The sequence below is a fragment of the Streptomyces sp. NPDC019531 genome (genome assembly GCF_044903305.1).
GTDB lineage: Bacteria > Actinomycetota > Actinomycetes > Streptomycetales > Streptomycetaceae > Streptomyces.
The window spans coordinates 116686-135923 of sequence record NZ_JBJDQL010000010.1 but is presented as its reverse complement, the minus strand read 5'-3'; the positions used below and the strand labels follow the sequence as shown (position 1 = coordinate 135923).

General features: G+C 71.9%; 10 protein-coding genes. 2 read left to right on the top strand and 8 right to left on the bottom strand.

The window, feature by feature from the left end; translation table 11 throughout:
* Nucleotides 1-114 precede the first annotated feature (114 nt).
* From ACI2L1_RS15325 to ACI2L1_RS15300, 6 genes are all read right to left on the bottom strand, one after another.
* Complete coding sequence (locus tag ACI2L1_RS15325) at nt 115-1644, bottom strand: serine/threonine-protein kinase (RefSeq protein WP_404739801.1); 1530 nt, start codon at nt 1642-1644, stop codon at nt 115-117.
* Nucleotides 1645-1722: 78 nt separating this feature from the next.
* A complete protein-coding gene (locus tag ACI2L1_RS15320) occupies nt 1723-3294 on the bottom strand; it encodes a serine/threonine-protein kinase (protein ID WP_404739800.1) in 1572 nt (523 codons plus the stop codon).
* Between the two features lie 75 nt (nt 3295-3369).
* Nucleotides 3370-4947, bottom strand: coding sequence for a serine/threonine-protein kinase (locus tag ACI2L1_RS15315; RefSeq protein WP_404739799.1), 1578 nt, complete (start codon nt 4945-4947; stop codon nt 3370-3372).
* 58 nt (nt 4948-5005) lie between these two features.
* Nucleotides 5006-6814 carry a protein kinase gene (locus tag ACI2L1_RS15310; RefSeq protein ID WP_404739798.1) on the bottom strand — a complete coding sequence of 603 codons (1809 nt, stop codon included), beginning with the start codon at nt 6812-6814 and terminating at the stop codon, nt 5006-5008.
* A 152-nt stretch (nt 6815-6966) separates the two neighbouring features.
* Complete coding sequence (locus ACI2L1_RS15305; RefSeq protein WP_404739797.1) at nt 6967-10032, bottom strand: protein kinase; 3066 nt, start codon at nt 10030-10032, stop codon at nt 6967-6969.
* A gap of 175 nt (nt 10033-10207) precedes the next feature.
* Nucleotides 10208-12373: a serine/threonine-protein kinase gene (locus ACI2L1_RS15300; protein ID WP_404739796.1), complete on the bottom strand. Its 2166-nt coding sequence runs from the start codon at nt 12371-12373 to the stop codon at nt 10208-10210.
* A gap of 479 nt (nt 12374-12852) precedes the next feature.
* On the opposite strand from ACI2L1_RS15300, the gene ACI2L1_RS15295 reads away from it, so the two are divergent.
* On the top strand, nt 12853-13896 hold the full coding sequence (locus ACI2L1_RS15295) for a serine hydrolase domain-containing protein (RefSeq protein WP_404739795.1): 1044 nt from the start codon (nt 12853-12855) through the stop codon (nt 13894-13896).
* Nucleotides 13897-14182: 286 nt separating this feature from the next.
* Here the strand turns inward: ACI2L1_RS15295 and ACI2L1_RS15290 are convergent, their stop codons facing one another.
* The gene (locus ACI2L1_RS15290) at nt 14183-15889 is read right to left on the bottom strand and encodes a glycerol-3-phosphate dehydrogenase/oxidase (RefSeq protein ID WP_404739794.1); all 1707 of its coding nucleotides are present in this window, start codon (nt 15887-15889) and stop codon (nt 14183-14185) included.
* A gap of 285 nt (nt 15890-16174) precedes the next feature.
* On the opposite strand from ACI2L1_RS15290, the gene ACI2L1_RS15285 reads away from it, so the two are divergent.
* The gene (locus tag ACI2L1_RS15285; RefSeq protein WP_404739793.1) at nt 16175-17392 is read left to right on the top strand and encodes a nucleotide sugar dehydrogenase; all 1218 of its coding nucleotides are present in this window, start codon (nt 16175-16177) and stop codon (nt 17390-17392) included.
* 657 nt (nt 17393-18049) lie between these two features.
* Here the strand turns inward: ACI2L1_RS15285 and ACI2L1_RS15280 are convergent.
* On the bottom strand, nt 18050-19174 hold the full coding sequence (locus ACI2L1_RS15280; protein WP_062047598.1) for a GuaB3 family IMP dehydrogenase-related protein: 1125 nt from the start codon (nt 19172-19174) through the stop codon (nt 18050-18052).
* Nucleotides 19175-19238: the final 64 nt, after the last annotated feature.

Below are 19238 nucleotides of genomic sequence, written 5' to 3'. Positions count from 1 at the left end.
GGGGGCTTTGGGTACCCGTCGGTAACGGCATTCACGTCCCGCACACATGCCGCCAGTGATCGGTGGCAAAGAACGCGCTGATCAGCGCGTTGTGCGGGGACGATCACCCCGGTCTCATTTTCTCCCGATCTCCAGCCGCGCGCGGGCGCCCTCGAAGAGCGCGGTGCCCCTCTTCTCGTCGGGAGTGCCGGCGGGCATGTCGACGCGCAGCTGGTACATGCGGTCGTCGTCGGTGCGGACGATCAACTGCATCACGCGGGTCGGCCGGGCGTGGGGATCGTAGGTGACGTCGGAGAGGGCGGCGTCGGCACCGTGGAAGGTGGTCGGGGTGTACCGGCCGGCGGACCGCTCGTGCCCCTCCCAGCCCAGCGCGGTGTCACGGGCCTCGTCCATCGGGGAGCCGAGGGCCTTCTCGTACTCGGTGAGGCGGACCTGGATGACGCCGTCGCCGTAGATGTTCAGACGGAAGGGGTCCCCTGTCCCACCCGTGAGATACATCCAGTGGTACCGCCGGGGAAGGTGGAGGACCGCGTCCGTGTTGGCCTCCCGGTGCGCGACCCAGCCGCCCTGCCCGCTCGTCGCCCCGTCGGCGAACGAGGTACCGAGCCATATCCCTCCGGCCAGCAGGATCCCGGCCGGGCCGACGGCCAGAGGGAGGAGAGCGCGGCGACGCGATCTGGGGGCGGGCGGAAGGGGGTCGGCCGGAAGAGGGTCGGCCGGAGCCTCCTCCGGTACGGCGGTGGAGTGCGCCTTCTCCGGTACGGCGGCCTCGGTGCCGCTCACGTCCGGTTCGGCACCGCCCGACACCTCCCCCAGTACCCGTGCGACCTCCTCCGCACCTGGACGTTCCTCCGGCTCCCGTGCCAGCAGTCCGGTGATCAACTCCCGCAGCGGACCGGCGTGTTCCGGCTCGGGCGGATTCTCCGTGCGGATCGCGGCGACGGTCGCCTCCGCAGTCGTACGGCGGAAGGGGGGCCGTCCGTCGACGGCGACGTACAGGAGCGCGCCCAGCGACCACAGGTCGGAGGCGGGGCCGGCGTTCGTGCCGGACATGCGCTCGGGGGCGACGTATTCCAGGGAATCGGCGAACTCCAGGCTCGTGACGGGGAGTTGCCCGCCCTGGTCGTGGGCGATGCCGAAGTCGGTGAGGACGACGCGGTCGTGCGGGCCGAGCAGGACGTTGGCGGGCTTGACGTCGCGGTGCACGATGCCGACGGAGTGCGCGGCGCGCAGGGCCCCGAGGACGGCGAGGCCGATGCGGGCGGCCTCGGCGGTACCGAGCGGTCCCCGCCGTATCGCCTCGCGCAGGGACTCGCCGTGGACCAACTCCATGACCACCCAGGGTGGTTGGTCCTCGCCGTCCTCGCCGTCGGACACCACGTCATGGACGGAGACGGCGGAGGGATGCTCGACCCGGGCGGCGGCGCGGGCCTCGTGGTGGAGCCGGTGTGCGGTCCGCCGACGGCTCTCGTCGTCCGGCTCCTCGGGCAACCTCAGCTGTTTGACGGCGACTTCACGCCCCGCCGACTCGTCCCGGGCCCGCCACACGGTCCCCGTCCCGCCGGAACCGATGCGCTCGACCAGACGATAACGCCCGCCCACCAGCGCGCCCTTGGGGTCTGCGGAGTCCCCGTCATCGCTCATGCCCCATCAGTACCGTGCGGGGCGGCCTGTTGTCGACGCGGGGTCCGGCCGGGCGGCGAAGCCGATGCTCCCCGGCGGTCAGAGCTTGTCCACGGCCAGGTTCGCGATCGCCGTCCTCGCCACCGCACGCCCCCGCGCGGTGAAGTCCCCCTTGCCCGGATAGCTGACCGTGAGCTTGTACATGTCGCCGGCGGAGGTGCGGTAGTAGAAGATCTGGAGTTCGCGCGGGCGGGGATGCTGGCTGTCGGTGGTGGTGTACGTGACGGTGTTCCTGGCGGCCTTGGCGCCCTGGTACGTCTGGTCCTCGGGGCGGGTTTTCGGCGCCTCCGGCATGCTGAGGTCGTAGTCGCCGCTCTCCTTGAACCGACTGTCGTCGTCGTACATCTCGGCCGCCGCCGAGCCCGCGATGTTGTCGGCGGTGTCCTCGGCCTTCCGCTCCAGGCTCAGGCCGATCCAGATGCTGCCGCTGTAGTCGGAGTACGTGATCCAGTGGTCCTTGTCCGTCTTCCGGTCGGGCGTGTCGGGCTGGTAGTCCTTCGGTACCGCCAGCGTCGCGGCCACGTCCTTGGTGTGCTTCTTCGTCCAGCCGTCCGGCAGGGGACCCGCGAAGGGGTCCGCGATGACGAGATACGCCACCGCGGCGGCCGCGACGACCGCAGCACCGAGGCCCAGCCAGGCCTTGCGGCCCAGCCGGAGACCGCGCCCGGCCGGGACCTCCACGGTCCGGACGATCTCCGTAGGCTCCGGCGCGGGCGGGTTGGCGGTGGCCTCCAGGAGCGCCCTGACCTGCGCGGCGTTCGGGCGGCGCGCCGGGTCCTTCTGGAGGAGGCCGTTGATGGCGTCGGCGAGCGGGCCGTGTGCGGAGGCGGGCGGGGCGGGCGTGGCGTTGAGGACGGACTGGAGGGTCGCCGGTGTGTTGCTGCGGCGGAACGGGGAGACGCCCTCCGTCGCCGCGTACAGGACCACACCGAGGGACCACAGGTCGGAGGCCGGGCCGGGACGCTGGCCGAGGACCCGCTCCGGGGCGATGTATTCGGGCGAGCCGACGAAGCCGCCGGTGTCGGTCAGGTTGGTCTCGCCCTCGATCTGGGCGATGCCGAAGTCGGTGAGGACGACACGGTCGTACCGGCCCAGCAGGACGTTGTCCGGTTTCACATCCCTGTGCAGGATGCCGGCCGCGTGGGCGGCCTCCAGCGCGCCGAGCACGTCGAGGCCGATTCTCGCCGCCTCCCGCGCCCCGAGGGTGCCCTCCTGCAACGCGTCGCCCAGCGAACGCCCCTGCACCAGCTCCATCACGATCCACGGTCGGCCGTCCACGACCGCCACGTCATGCACGTTCACGACACAGGGGTGGTCGAGCCGGGCCGCGGCACGTGCCTCGCGACGCATCCGCTCGAAGGTGTTTCCTTGTTCGCGTTCAGGAAGATGATCCGGGACGCGAGGCTCCTTGACGGCCACCTCGCGGTCCACCGTCTCGTCCTTGGCGCGCCACACCGTGCCCATGCCACCGTGCCCGAGCTTGGCGAGCAGCCGATAACGGCCCGCGACGAGCCGACCGACGCCCGGCTCCGCCTGAGGGGGCCTGGGAGGTTGCAGAACATAACTCGTCGTCTCGTCGGACTCATGGCCGACTCCCCCGCTGCTGCTCATGGGTTCATCCATATCGCGCCGGACACTCACGCATCCAGAGGGGACGCATTCCGGTCACACACCCGTGACGTATCTCTACGTGCCCGTGAACGTGTCGACGGCCACGTCGAAGTACTCCTTCGCCTCCCGCGCCTTCCCTACCGGCGCCGACACCCACACGTCGTACAACCGGCCGTTCTCCTCCCAGCACAGGTCGTAGGTGTGCCGGGCGCCCTCGGCCGTGCTGAAGCCGTCCCAGGTGAACTCCCAGTGGGCGGCGGGGTGTCCGCGGTGCGTGGTCGAGGTGACCCGGCCGTCGCGGTAACCGGGGTTGGCCTCCGGGCCCTTGGCGGCCGCGCGCCGCATCACGCCCAGCGGGCCGCCGGGTTCGGGGTCGGTGACCTTGACGCCGAGCCGGAAGGTCTCCCCCGCCGACAGATAGAAGATGCGCTCACCCTGCGGTTCCCGGGTGAAGCCGTCCGGCACGGCGAGCGCGAACCCGGCGGGGTCCTCGGCGACACGGTAGCCGGAAGGCGCGGTCACCGGGGGCGACGTGCCTGTGGGTGTCCCGGCCGCCGAACCTCCCGTGGGTTTCACAGGCGCCGAACTGCTCGCCGGTGTACGGCCGTCCCCGTCCCCCCGCTCCATCAGCAAGGCCGCCGACACCCCCGCGCCCGCCACCGCGGCAACCGACAGGACCGCCACGAGCACGCCCTGTCTGGACCGCACCCACGTCGCCGACCCACCGCTCCCCGACCGCTCCGGCCCCGGGGAGCGCCGTAGCGGAAGATCCCGCTCGGTCGGCGTGTACGACCGCTCGGGCGCCCGGCGCGGCGGCGTGCGCCCCGTCTCCCGGAACGCCCGCAGCATCCGCTCCGCCTCCACCGCGTCCAGCCGTCGGCCGGGATCACGCTCCAGCAGGCCCCGCACGACGGGAAGGAGCGGCGCGGCCTCGGCGGGCGGCCGGATCTCGTCCATGACGACGGCGTGCAGGATGCCACCCAACGAGTCACGGCGGAACGGCGATTCGCCGCTGAGGGCGGTGCACAGAAGCGCGCCCAGCGACCACAGGTCGGCCTCCGGGCCGGTCCTGACCCCGGACATCCGCTCGGGAGCGGTGTACTCGGGCGACCCGACGAAGGACCCGGTCTCGGTGAGCGTGGGGGCGCCCGCGACCTGCGCGATCCCGAAGTCGGTGAGGACGACCCGGCCGGTGTCGGCCTCGACGAGCACGTTGGCGGGCTTGACGTCCCGGTGCAGCACCCCGGCCGTGTGCGCCGCGCGCAACGCGCTCAGCAGGTCGGCGCCGATCCGGGCGGCCTCGGCGGCGCCGACCGGACCGTCGGCGGAGATGCGGTCGGCCAGGGAGCCGCCGTCGATCAACTCCATGACGATGTACGGCCGTTCGTCGTGCTCGACGACGTCGTGGACCACGACGATGTGCGGGTGCCGCAGCCGGGACACCGCGCCGGCCTCGCGCAGGGTGCGGTCGCGCTGGAGCCGTGCGTCGGCCTCGGAGAGCGTCTCGTCCTGCGGGAGTTCCTTCACCGCGACCTGCCGGCCGAGCAGTTGGTCGGTGGCCCGCCACACCACGCCCATGCCGCCGCGCCCGATCCTCGCCTCCAGGCGGTAACGGCCCGCGATCACACGGAAGGCGTCCCCCTCGGTCCCCATACGCCCCATCATGCCGCAGCGGACGCCGCCCCTCCGGGGCGGTGACCGGCCAACTCCGTCAGCCGCTCGACTCGTTCCAGCTCTGGAGCACCGTCGTGAACTGTTCGCTGGTGGTCGGCCAGCTCTCCACCGGCGCCGACATGTAGATCGCGTACTCGGCGCCGTCCCGGGAGATGTACGTCTCCTCCACGGCCCGGCGCGGCCCGGGGAACACCGTGTCCTTCGCCAGCGCGGTCCAGGTGTACTCCCACCGGGCGCCCGGCCGGTCCCGGTAGGTGTTCTGGTCCATGCTCACGCGCTCGTAGTTGCTGAGCTTCTTGATCTGCTGCTCCAGATCAAGCTGGTGTTCATAGGGATCGACGAAGTCCGGCGAGGTGTCTACCGAGATACGGATGAAGTGCTTGCCCTCGTCCGGCGAGTAGTCGACCTGGGTCAGACCGTCGGCCGGGGTCCCGAAGACCGACCGCTCCCAGCCCTTGGGCAGATAGACGCTGAAGCCCACAGGATCGTGGCGCTCGACCCAGCCGGCCGGAACGCCTCCCGCGCCCGCCGTCGGCTTGCTGCTGGGCGAGGGGCTCGACGAGCTCGACGGGCTGGACGAGTCGACCGTGCCTCCCGTGTCCCGGCTTTCGCCCCACGTCTGCAGCCCGATCACGGTACCGGCACTGACGAGCGCGGCGAGCACGACCACGAGCGCGAGGGAACGCAGCCGACGGCGCTTGGGCGGGGCGGCCGGCGGGGGCCCGCTGCCGTTGTGGTGCCGGGGCCCGATGGTCGTGGCGCCACCGTCCAGGGCGTACGAGGGGCCGGGCGCCGAGGAGTACGGCGCGTTCGGCCCCGACGCGTACCCGTACGGCGTGCCAGTGAAGGGAGTACCGGTGGGCGGCGTACCGGTGTGCGACGCGCCGGTGGGCGGTGTGTTGAACCCACCGTGGGATCCGCTGTGCGATCCGCTGAAGGAGGCGGGGTAGGTGTGCGATCCACTCTGCGCCCCTGGCTCATAGCGGGGGCCCACATGTTGCGTCGGCACATACGCCTGTGCCGCGTTCGACCGCCGCCCCTCCGCCGCCTCGGCGAGCATCTGCTCGGCCTCGGCCGCGTCGGGCCGTACGTCGGGGTCCTTGTGCAGCAGCGCGGCGATGACGGGCCCGAGCGGGCCGGCGTTGCGCGGCTCGGCGGGCTCCTCGTCGACAACGGCCTGCATGGTGGTCAGCGGGGTCGTACGGCGGAACGGCGACTGCCCCTCGACCGCCGTGTACAGCGTGGCGCCGAGCGCCCACAGGTCGGCAGACGGACCGGGGTCGGCGCCGCGGACCCGCTCGGGGGCGAGGTAGTCGACCGAGCCGACGACCTCTCCGGTACGGGTGATGGTGGTGTCGCCCTCGATCTGGGCGATGCCGAAGTCAGTGAGCAGAACGCGGCCGTCCTGGGCGAGGAGGACGTTGCCGGGCTTGATGTCCCGGTGCAGCACCCCCGCCGAGTGCGCGGCGCGCAGGGCCCGCAGCACCCACAGCCCGATCCGGGCCGCCTCGCGCGCCTCGACCCGGCCGTCCTCCTTGACCGCGTCGGCCAGCGAGCGGCCCTCGACCAGCTCCATCACGATCCAGGGCCGGCCGTCGTGGTCGAGCACGTCGTGCACGGTGACGACGGCCGAGTGGTTGATCCGGGCGGCCGCGCGCGCCTCGGCGCGGGTCCGGGCGAGCAGCACGGCCTGATCGCTCTCGGAAACGTAGAGCGCGGCGGTCAACTCCTTGATCGCCACGGCCCGGTGCAGCACCTCATCATGGGCACGCCAGACCTGGCCCATGCCGCCCTTGCCTATCGGGTCGGCGAGCCGGTAGCGCCCCGCCAGGAGCGTGCCCTGCATCTGATTCACGTTTCCCCGCAATGCTCTTGACCCAGTCAGACTAAGGACCGGGCCGCTCCGAGGGGAACCAGGGGAGCGTCAAGGAGACCGCACTGTGACGGTTGTCGCATCTGTGAAGCGAGAGTGAACCGTTCCGCTGCGGCCGACGTACGTCAGCCGGTGACCTGATAGGTCGCCTGCGCCTGCTCGTACAGCCGGGTCACCTCGTCCCGCTCCGCCTCCGGGCCGCGCACCTGGAGCACGTGGTACTTCCCGCCGACCAGGATCGCCAGATTGCGTACGTACAGCTCGCGCCCGTCGTCGCCGGTCCAGGTGAACTGCCCCTCGGCCATGCTCCTGGTGCCCACCTGGATCGACTTGAGCCCGGTGGCGGTCGCCCAGCTGGAGTCGCGGTACGGCTGCAGCTCGGGCTCCTTCTCGCGCTGATAGACCATCGGATCGCTGCCGTTCGCGGCCGCGGTGTCCCGCCCCGGTACGACGATCAGCTCGAAGTCGCCCTGCGAGTAGACCACCTGACCGCGGCCGTTCCTGGGGGTGCGGTCCCAGCCGTTGGCCACCGCGACCTTGAAGCCCTCAGTGTCCGTGCGCAGGGTGAAACCGTCGGCGACCTCGGGCCCGGCGGTCTGTGTCTCGGCGGCACCGCTGGACCGCGACGCCTCGGGAGTGGTCTGCTCGGGCCGGGGCTCACTGCCGGCCTCCGGCGACTGCGCCGGGCCGGCCTGATTGGTGGCACCGGCCTGACCGGTGGCACCGGTCTCCTGGGCGGCGCCGTCGTCGTCGGAGCCCGCCTTCGGCATGAAGTACATGGCGTACGCGATCGCCGCGGCCATCACCAGCAGGATGAGCAGCAGCAGATTGCGGCCGAGGCGGCGCGGCGAAGTCGCCGCGTCCTTGCTGGCCCGCTTGTGCCGTCCGTGCGCGCTGGTCGCGGGCAGCCCGGCGCGCCTCCTGCGCACCAACTCGCCCCGGCGCCGCACGATCGGCAGCCGGCTCGTGTCGACGGGCGGTGCGGCGACGATATGCGCGCCGGCCTCCGGCTCGGGCGCGGTCCGCACCAGCGACCGCAGCCAGCCGCGCAGTTCCTCGAACTCCAGCCGCTCGGTGGGGTCCTGCCGCAGCAGCGACTCCACGACCGGCCTGAGCGACCCGCACTCCTCCGCGAAGGCGGGCGGCTCGGCACACACCAGCTGCACCAGCTCGGCCGTCGACTCCTCGGGGTAGGGCGCATGCCCTTGTACGGCCCGGAAGAGCAGCGCCCCGAGCGCCCACAGGTCGGTCGCGGGCCCGATGGGCGCGGCGAGCTGCCAGTTCTCGTGCACCGGACCGGCCTGCTCCGGCGCCCACCTCTCGGTGACGGGCCCCACCACGGCCATCCGCGCCTGCCTGGCCCGCTCGGCGGCGAGCGCGGTGGCGGGACCGCGGCGAGGCGCGCTGACGGGGGTGAGGTCGTCCCAGCGGGCGGGGGCGGAGACTCCCTGTCCGACGCCGGACGCGGTCCCGGGTGCGGGCACCTGCCCGTCGTCCGAGGGCGCCGCGCCCGCGTCCGACACCCCGCCGACCCCACCGCGCGGCGCGGCCCCGTGCCAGGAGGCGGGGCGCACGCCATAGGAATCGGTCATCCGCCCCGACGGCACGGCACCGGGCACGTGCTCGACACCGTTCCCGGTCGGATACGGGGGTCGGGCCATGCCGTCGGCCGGGGGGTACGTCGACTGAGTCGTACCGTTCGCCGAGAGATACGGCGACTGACTCGTGCCCTCCGGGGAGGGATACGGCGACTCGGCCGTACCGTCAGCCGAAGGGTACGGCTGGGCCGCGCCGTTGGCCGACGGGTACGGCCTGCTGTCGGTCTGTGCGGGCGGGGGGCCGCCGTATGTTCGTGCGGCGGTGTCGCCCTCCGGTGCGGGGCGGGCTCCGGGAAGGGCCGCCCGGCCGTTCTGCGCTTCCTGGACCCGGGCCGCCGCTCGCGCGCCCGCGCGATACGCGGCGATCGCACCGGCCCGCGCCGCCCGGATGTCCGTGCCGCCGTCCGCCTCCCGTCGCACGACGGCCGCCGAGGACTCAGTTCCGTTCGCCGGCTCCACCCCGGCACTGGGCAGCCCACGGGCCTCCCGCGCCTCGATCGCGGCCCGCCGCGCGGCCTCAGGATCGGGATCGCCCGCACCGATGCCTACCGCGCCCCCGGGGCCAAGTCCCGTGCCCGGTCCGGCGCCTTGGGCCCCGCCGAGCCCGAAGGCCGCACCGGACCCACCGGGCCCACCGGACCCGAGAGCCGTACGTCCGCCGCCGGTACCCCCCGACCCCTTACCGCCTGCTCCACCGGACACCCCGGCGACGCCGGACCTGCCCACGACACCGAACTCCCCGGCCGCACCCGAGGACTGTCCGGGGACCCCGTGGCCACCAGGTCCCCCACGCCCGTCGACTCCGCCAATTCCACCGGGAACGCCCGCCGTTCGCCCGGGCACTCCGTAACTGCCTGCCCCGCCACGCCCGTCGACCGCACCCGAGGACTCACGGGGCCCGCCGAGGCCGCCGACTCCACCGGTGTCCGTACCGGCGCCGAACTCCCCGCCCCCGGCGCCCCATTCACCCGCCTCGGCCGGCACCGGGTCGTACCCGCACAGGGCTTCCTCGGCCGCTCCGACCGCGAGGCCGGTCAGCATGACCCGGCCGTCGTCGCAGACAAGTACCGTGCGGGCGGTGATGTTGCGGTGCACCCAGCCGTGGGCGTGCAGCACCCGTAGCGCCATGAGCACGTCGGAGGCGACCTCGGCCGCCCGGTACGGCGTCAGCGGCTTCTCGGCGAGCAGCGCCGCGAGTGGCCGCGCGGCCACCAGTTCACTCACGATCCACAGCGAACCACCCTCGGCGAACACGTCGAAGACCTGGTCGAGCCGTGGGTGGTCGGGTATTCGGGCGGCGGCCTGCGCGGCCTCGACGGCCCGCCGCACGGCAGGTTCCGTCGGCCGGCGCGTACCGCTCCGCCCCGGACTCCGCCGCGCGCCCCGGGGATCCCGGGCCGTGAACCCGTCCGGCAGTCCCTCCGCGTCGAGCACCTCCGCCTCGACGACCTCGGGCAACGGCACCTGCCTGACCAGGACTTCCTGACCGCTGTAGGTGTCGAAGGCGCGGGTCTCGGTGAGTTCGTACTCGTCGGACGGAGGCAGCGGCAGGCGGTAGCGGTCGGCGAGCACCCGACCCGCATAGTCGTCCACGTTGCCTCCCCCGGCCGCCCGGTTGGTCAATTCCGTTCGCCACACGGCCCGTTCCGTACCCATACCTGGATGCGGACGGTCCGCAAACACTCACGATACGTGCCGGAGGCAACCCGCAAAGAGGGGATTTCCAGATCTCACGGCCCAAACCCAGGACCGCGCCCCGAACAGCACGTCACGACTTCGGTTCGAAGGTACGAGCGAGCGTCTGCCATGTGTCCTTGCGCAGCTCGGTGCCCCAGTTCGCGGCTTTCGCCGTGTACATCAGCGCATATCCGAGATGGTCGTTGACGACGAATCCACGGTCGATCGTCCGGTACTTCGTCCCGCTCTCCACATAGGTGAACTCCCAGTCGGCCGTGTTCCAGCTCCGGTAGTCCACCTTCTCTATTCGGATCTTCGTGTACTGCGAGCGGCCCATGCTCCGCTCCTGGTTCTCCCAGTCCGCCACCGGGTCGCCCTTGGGCGTGGTGGTCCAGGCGACGAGCAGCTTCTGCCCGCCGGGCCCGGTGAACCGGTCGCCCGCGGAGCTGGAGGTCTGGAACTTCCACCCCTCCGGCAGCCCGATCGAGTACCCCTGGCTCCCCTTGTACGTCGAGGCCACCGCACTGTCGTCGGACGAGTCGCCCGAGCCGGAGGAACCCTCCGAACTCCCGCCGCTCTCCTGGGCACCAGGCGAGTTCGCGGCCCCCGCTCCGGTCTGGGAAGAGGCGGACTCGGTGGCGGCCCCGTCGGTCTGGGTACCCCCGCTCTCGTCCTCCTTGGTGTCGGCACTGGCGCTCGCGCCCGCCGTCACCTTGGTGCCGCCGCTCTTGGCGCCGTCGGTGCTGTCGTCCCCTCCGAGCGTGAGGGCCAGTACGGTACCGATGACCGCGAGCACCACGACCACCGCGATGATCACCAGCGTCCGCCGCGGCACCACGTCGGTCAGCGGCGCCCTGGGGACCTGCCTCGGCGCCAGATCCGGCGGGGGCGTCATCACGGGCCACCCCGAACTCCGCCCGTCCGAGACCGCGTCGGACTGCTGCGTCTTCCCGTCCCGAACCGCGGCGGCCCCACTCGAAGCCGCCGCCGACACAGTCGCCGCGCCCTTCCCCTGAGAAGCGGGGGAAGCGGGGGAAGCCTGGGAAGCCGAAGATGCCGAGGAGGCCGGGGCAGCCGCGGAGGCAGAAGAAACAGGGGCGGCCGCAGAAGCCGCAGAGGCTTCGGAAGCCTGAGCGGGCACCTTCCCGGCACCCGAACCCGCCGGGCCCACCGAACCAGTAGAACTCGCCGAACCCGCAGAACTGCTCCCGGACTTGGCCCGAGACGCGGCCGCGGAAGTCGCCGCCGCCCCCGCGGCCTTCCGCACGGAACGCAGCGCCCCGCGCAGTCCCTCCCGCTCACCGCGTCTGCCACCGGAACCGCCCGCACGCTCCTCCGGCTGTGCCGGCAACGGCACCACCCTGGTCGCGTCCGCCGGCGGCTCCGGCTCGGCCGCCTTCGGCTCGGGCGCGTGGATCACGTCGGAGAGCATGGCCCGGGCGCCACCGTCGTCCAGCCGCTGGGCGGGGTCCTTGGTGAGCAGTCCGTAGATGACTTCCTTCAAGGGCCCCGCGTTCTTCGGCTCCTCCAGCGGCTCGGTCATCACCGCCGTGAGCGTCGCGATCGCGGACCCCTTGTCGTACGGCGGAGCACCTTCGACCGCCGCGTACAACAGCCCACCGAGCGACCACAGATCGGCCGCGGGGCCCGGCTTGTGCCCGCGGGCCCGCTCCGGGGAGATGTAGGAGGGCGCACCGACGAGCATGCCGGTGGAGGTGATGGACGGGTCGCCCTCGACCTGGGCGATGCCGAAGTCGGTGAGCACGACCCGGCCGTCCTCGGAGATCAGCACGTTGGACGGCTTCACGTCACGGTGCAGGATGCCCTCGCGGTGCGCGGACCTGAGCACGTCGAGTATCGCGAGGCCGACCTCCGCCGCCCGCTTCGGCTCCAGCAGGCCGTCCTCCCGGATGACCTCGGCGAGCGACTTGCCCTCGACGAGCTCCATCACGATCCACGGCCGGTCGTCCTCCTCGACCACGTCGAACACGGTCACCGCGCTGTTGTTGCGGATCCGCGCGATCGCCTTGGCTTCCCGCAGCGTGCGCGTGATCAGCCGGCGCTTCTCGTCCTCGTCGATACTGGACGGGAACCGCAGTTCCTTGACGGCCACCGTCCTGCCCAGAGTCTCGTCCTCGGCGCGCCACACCGTGCCCATGCCACCGCGGCCGAGTACTCCTCCCAGCCGGTACCGCCCGGCGAGGAGACGCTTGCTCTCGTCCTGCCGGGATGCTCCCGCCCGCTCCGCGTCCGACATGCGTCCCCTCATGAACCCGCCCTGACCGAGCCTCCATTGTCCCTCACCCGACAAGTGCCCGACGCCCAGGGTGCCCCCGGCGTCGACTCACCCGCGGCACCGCCCCGGCGACATCGGCCCACCGATCGCGTCGGCCCACACCCCCCTCAACACACAGCTACCGCCCGCCTACGGCCCCTCACCCCACAGACCGCCTTCAGCCCACGGCCCCCGCGCCCCGGAGATCCACTCACCGCGCACAACTCCTCGCCGTGCAGCCCCCGCGAACCCGTGACACCCACCGACGCCCGGCCTCCGGCGCAACGGCACCACAGCACCCCGATTTCGACGACACGGCAGAGGGCACGACAGGAGACAGGTCGCCGGCTCGGCAACAGCGCACCGGCCCGCACCCCCCACAACCCGGACCAGGCCCGCCCCCACTCCCCACCTCCACACCCGTGACCTGCATGATGGCTCCAGACAAGGAAGGACCCGCCATGCCGCCGCTCCGGACACTGCTGGCCGTCCCGGTGTCCCTGGCGCTGCTCGCCCTGGCCCCGGCGGCCTCCTCGGCGCCCTCCACCGCGCCCTCGGACGCGCTGCTCCCGCTACTGATCGCGCAGGGCGGCGCTCCCGCCACCGCGCTCCTGGCCCGGGAGCAGAGCGGCACCCGTTACGCCGAGGCGGGCCCGGGAATCGCCCGCGCCGACCACTTCCGCGCCGGCAGCATCACCAAGAGCTTCATCGCGACGGTCGTGCTCCAACTGGCCGCGGAACACCGGCTGAAGCTGTCCGACACCGTGGAGCAGCACCTGCCCGGCCTGGTGCACGGGGCGGGCAACGACGGCCGCACACTTACCTTGCGCGCCCTGCTCACCCACACAAGCGGCCTGAAGGACTTCACCGCGGACACCCGGGGTCTGGTCCCCCTCACTCCTCTTCAAGCCGTCCGTATCGCACTCACCCACCCTCCGGCCGCCCCCGGCCGCTACTCCTACTCGAACACCAACTACGTCGTGCTCGGCATGGTGATCCAGCAGGTCACCGGCGACTCCTACGCCACCGAGGCCGAGCGGCGGATCATCGCCCCGCTGCGTCTGACGGGCACCTCCTTCCCTGGTTCACGCACCTCTCTGCCCTCCCCGCACGGCCGCGCCTACACCGCCGACGGGACCGATGTCACCGCACTCGACCCGCGGGTGGCCGGGGCCGCGGGCGAGCTGGTGACCACGCTCGCCGATCTGGACCGCTTCTACACGGCGCTGCTCGGCGGGCGGCTGCTGTCCCCGTACTGGCTGCACGAGATGATGGACACCCGCACCGCACACGGCCTGTACGGCATGGGTCTGTTCCCGGTGCGGCTGCCGTGCGGCACGACGGTGTGGGGGCACAACGGCCGTATCACCGGCAGCTACGTGCGCACCGCAGCCACCATCGACGGCCGTCGCGTCCTCACCTTCCGCGTGAACACGACCGCGATCACAGAACCCGACCTCGAACCGGCCCTGCTCGCCGCCGAGTTCTGCCCCCGCACCTCGTAGAACGACCGGGTTCCGAACGAAGATCCCGACTCACGACACTCGTTCGAGTGACAGTGATCTGGCCGGATCGGACCGGGCCAGGCCGGGCCGCGCCGCACCGCACCGCACCGCACCGCACCAAGCCGGACCAGACGAGACCGGACCGGCCGGACCGGACCGTGAAGCCGACCCGTAAAGCCGGCCGCACCGTGACGATGCCGACGTACAAGACCGCCTGCCACCAGAACCGCCCGCCACCGCAGGGCAGGCAGGAATCTCCCCCATCCCGTCTACGAGGGCGAGCACTTCAAAACGCCACGATGTCCGGCGCACCCAACCGCGCCGCATCCGCCGTCAGATCGTCCGGTTGCCGCTGCGACTCCCGCTCCGCCTCCACCCGCTTCTCGTAGTGCTCGACCTCGCGCTCGATCTGGTCCGTGTCCCAGCCGAGCACCGGCGCCATCAGCTCGGCGGCCTCGCGGGCGGAGCGCACGCCCCGGTCGAAGGTCTCGATGGAGATGCGGGTACGCCGGGTCAGCACATCGTCCAGATGCCGCGCACCCTCATGCGAGGCGGCGTACACGATCTCGGCGCGCAGGTAGTCGTCGGCGGCCTTGAGCGGTTCGCCCAGGGTGGGATCCGAGGCGATGAGGTCGAGGACTTCCTCCGCAAGGGCGCCGTAGCGATTCAGCAGATGCTCGACGCGGACGACATGGAGCCCGGTGCGGGCCGCGATGCGCGCCCGCGCGTTCCACAGCGCCCGGTATCCCTCGGCGCCGAGGAGCGGCACGTCCTCCGTGACGCACTCGGCGACCCGTACGTCGAGTGCGTGCACCGCCTCGTCGACGGCGTCCTTGGCCATCACCCGGTAGGTCGTGTACTTGCCGCCGGCCACCACGACGAGCCCCGGCACCGGATGCGCCACGGTGTGCTCGCGCGAGAGTTTGCTGGTGGCGTCCGACTCACCGGCGAGCAGGGGCCTGAGGCCCGCGTACACGCCCTGGACGTCGTCCCGCGTCAACGGCACCGCGAGCACCGAGTTCACGTGCTCCAGCAGATAGTCGATGTCGGCGCTGGACGCGGCCGGATGCGCCTTGTCGAGGTCCCAGTCGGTGTCGGTGGTGCCGATGATCCAGTGCCGGCCCCAGGGTATGACGAACAGCACGGACTTCTCGGTGCGCAGGATCAGGCCGGTCGAGGAGTGGATGCGGTCCTTGGGCACGACGAGGTGGATGCCCTTGGAGGCGCGGACGTGGAACTGCCCGCGCTCCCCGACCATCGCCTGGGTGTCGTCGGTCCACACCCCGGTCGCGTTGACGAGCTGCTTGGCGTGGATCTCGTACTCCCCGCCCGCCTCGACGTCCTGCACCCGCGCCCCGACCACGCGCTCGCCCTCGCGCAGGAACCCGGTCACGCGCGCGCGGTTGGCGGTCTTCGCGCCGTAGGCGGTCGCGGTGCGCACGAGGGTCGCCACGAAGCGGGCGTCGTCCATCTGGGCGTCGTAGTACTGCAGCGCGCCGACCAGGGCGTCCTTGCGCAAGGCAGGTGCGACACGCAGAGCCTGACGGTGGCTCAGATGCCGGTGCGCGGGCAGACCCCGGCCGTGTCCCCGGGCCATCGACATCGCGTCGTAGAGCGCGACGCCCGAGCCGGCGTACAACCGCTCCCAGCCCTTGTGCTGCAAGGGATACAGGAAGGCCACGGGCTTCACGAGGTGCGGGGCGAGCCGCTCAAGGAGCAGCCCGCGCTCCTTCAACGCCTCGCGCACGAGGGCGAAGTCGAGCATCTCCAGATAGCGCAGGCCGCCGTGGATCAGCTTGCTGGAACGGCTGGAGGTGCCCGACGCCCAGTCACGCGCCTCGACCAGGCCCACGGACAGACCCCGGGTCACCGCGTCGAGCGCGGTGCCCGCGCCGACCACGCCGGCTCCCACCACCAGCACGTCCAGTTCGCGCTCGGCCATTGATGCGAGTGACTCGGCACGTTGTGCCGGTCCCAGTGTCGCTGTCCTCACCACTGCCTCCCGCTGTCGGTCGCGCTGGTCTCACACATGTCCACCCGTGCCCAAATTCTGACCGGCTTGCCCGACTTCGGCCACCAGTCCCCCTCAGCCTGTGGATAACTTTCACCGCCGCGTACCCCGAAAGCCACGTGAGCCCACAACCCCGCAGGAAGACACACGGAATCAATCCCATATATCGGTCATATTTACTCCTAGTCTGACATTGCGCTCGCTCGTCCAGTCCACAGGGCTTGCGCACCTGTCCCGCTTCGGTTATTGGGAAGGACGGCCCACGCCATGCCCGCAGATCTCGCCGTGATCGGACTCGGCCCCTACGGACTGCCCCTGGCCCAGGCCGCTGTCGCCGCCGGCATCCCCACCCTCGGCTACCGCACGGGGCCCGAGGCCGGCTCCCTCAGCCCTGCCGAACTGCGCCGGATGCTCTCGGGGGGCTTCCGGACAGCCGCGGGCCCCGCCGAACTCGGCCGCGTGCGTACGGCGGTCATCTGCGCCCCGACCCCGCCGAGCCCGGACGGCGGCCTGGACCTCAGCCAGGTGGAGGCGGCCGCGCGCACGCTGAGCGCGCACCTGCGGCCGCACACCACCGTCATCCTGGAGTCCCCCGTACCGCCGGGCACCACCGAGGAGTTCCTGCGCCCGATCCTCGAAAAGGGCTCGGGCCTGCGCGCGGGCCGCGACTTCCATCTCGCCTACTCCCCCACCCGGGTCGACCCCGGCAACCGCGACTTCACTCCCGCCACGACCCCCAAGGTGATCGGCGGCCTCACGCCCGCGTGCACGGAATCGGCGGCCGCGTTCTACTCGCGCCTCACCGACAAGGTGGTACGCGCGCGTGGCACGCGCGAGGCGGAGACGGTCCAGCTTTTGGAGACCAACTACCGCCACGTCAACATCGCCCTCGTCAACGAGATGGCCGTCCTCTGCAACGACCTCGGCGTCGACCTGTGGGATGTCATCCGCTGTGCGGAGACCAAGCCCTTCGGCTTCCAGGCCTTCCGTCCCGGCCCGGGCGTCGGCGGCCACGCGGTCCCCCGCGACCTGACCGGCGGCAGCCCCGGCGGCGGCCGCATCCTGCGCATGGTCGAACTCGCCCGGCAGGTCAACGACCAGATGCCCCGTTACGTCGTCCAGCGCGCGGCGGCCCTCCTCAACGAGCACGGCAAGTCCGCGCGCGGCGCCCGCATCCTCCTGCTCGGCGTCACCTACAAGCCCGACCTCGCCGACCAGCAGGGCACCCCCGCCCAGGAGGTCGCCGTACGCCTGATGGAACTCGGCGCCGCCGTCAGCTACCACGACCCCCACATCCCGTCCTGGAGCGTCCTGGACCGCCCGGTCCCCCGCGCGGACTCCCTGTACGAGGCGGCGGCCGACGCGGACCTGACGATCCTGCTCCAGCAGCACCGGACGTACGACCTCCAGGGCCTGTCGGTGAAGGCCCAGCTGCTGCTGGACACGCGGGGGGCCACGCCCACGGGGGCGGCGCACAGGTTGTGAAGGGGGGCGCGTGGGTGCGGCGGGCTCCGGTGCTGGTGGCACGCGGGGCGCGGCGCGGGTACCTTACGGAGACAGGTGGGGTCGGCCGCAGCGAGCACTGTGGCAGGCTTGTGGATGGATCACGGAGTTTCCGCCCCTACGTTGCATGGGGACGGCCGCTCACCATCACACCCACTAGGTGGAGCACACCGCAGCGGGTACTGCGGCAGGCTCCTGGATGGTTCACGGAGTGTCCGCCCCTAGTTTCTGTGGGGGCGGCCGCTCACCATCCGAAAATCCGCAAGATCCACCTCCTCCGGCACTTCACCATCCGAAGACGGATCCGGTCCCAGCGGGTGGGCTTCCGGTGGCGACCCATCGGCGCCCCCTTCCACGACACCGCCCAGTAGCCCGGTGAGACGGTCCGTCGGAAATCGGGCCGGGCCCCGAGGAGCGGGGTCCGGAACCAAATCCTTGGAAGGGGGCGCTCCAGAAACCTGGGGCGCCGATACGGACGTTATCGCCCGCAACCCCGCCCACCAGCCCGTTTCCACCCCGAACGCAACCGCGCGCCCCCGCACCACCCCACGCGCCGCCTGCCTCGCGAAACCCCAGGGCACGCAAAAGGCCGGCCACCCCACCCGGGATGACCGGCCCTCAAGCCGCCGTAAGCCCTGCCTACCGCTTGTGCTGCGAGTCCGCCACCGTCACCTCGACGCGCTGGAACTCCTTCAGCTCGCTGTACCCGGTCGTGGCCATCGCCCGCCGCAGCGCCCCGAAGAAGTTCATGGACCCGTCGGGAATGTGCGACGGACCCGCCAGGACCTCCTCGATCGTGCCGACCGTGCCGAGGTCGACCTTCTTGCCGCGCGGCAGCTCCTCGTTGACGGCCTCCATGCCCCAGTGGTGGCCGCGACCCGGCGCGTCCGTGGCACGGGCCAGCGGGGAGCCCATCATCACGGCGTCCGCACCGCAGGCGATCGCCTTGGGGAGGTCGCCGGACCAGCCGACGCCACCGTCGGCGATGACATGCACGTACCGGCCGCCGGACTCGTCCATGTAGTCACGCCGGGCGGCGGCCACATCCGCGACCGCCGTCGCCATCGGCACCTGGATGCCCAGCACGTTCCGCGTCGTGTGCGCCGCGCCGCCGCCGAAGCCGACCAGGACGCCCGCCGCGCCGGTGCGCATCAGGTGCAGGGCGGCGGTGTACGTGGCGCAGCCGCCGACGATCACCGGGACGTCGAGCTCGTAGATGAACTGCTTCAGGTTCAGCGGCTCGTGCGAACCGGAGACGTGCTCCGCCGAGACCGTCGTACCGCGGATGACGAAGATGTCCACGCCCGCGTCCACGACGGCCTTGGAGAACTGCGCCGTGCGCTGCGGGGAGAGCGCGGCCGCGGTGACCACGCCCGAGTCGCGCACCTCCTTGATGCGCTGCCCGATCAGCTCCTCCTTGATGGGAGCGGCGTAGATCTCCTGGAGGCGGCGGGTCGCGGCGTCCACGTCCAGCCCGGCGATCTCGTCGAGCAGCGGCTGCGGGTCCTCGTACCGCGTCCACAGCCCTTCGAGGTTCAGCACGCCCAGTCCGCCGAGCTCGCCGATGCGGATCGCGGTGGCCGGGGAGACGACCGAGTCCATGGGGGCGGCCAGGAAGGGCAGCTCGAAGCGATAGGCGTCGATCTGCCAGGCGATCGAGACCTCCTTCGGGTCGCGCGTACGACGGCTGGGGACGACGGCGATGTCGTCGAAGGCGTACGCCCGGCGGCCGCGCTTGCCGCGCCCGATCTCGATCTCAGTCACGATGTGTGGCCTTTCCCTGATGCGTTCAGCGTCTTCCAGTATCCCCGACGGGTACGACAAGGGC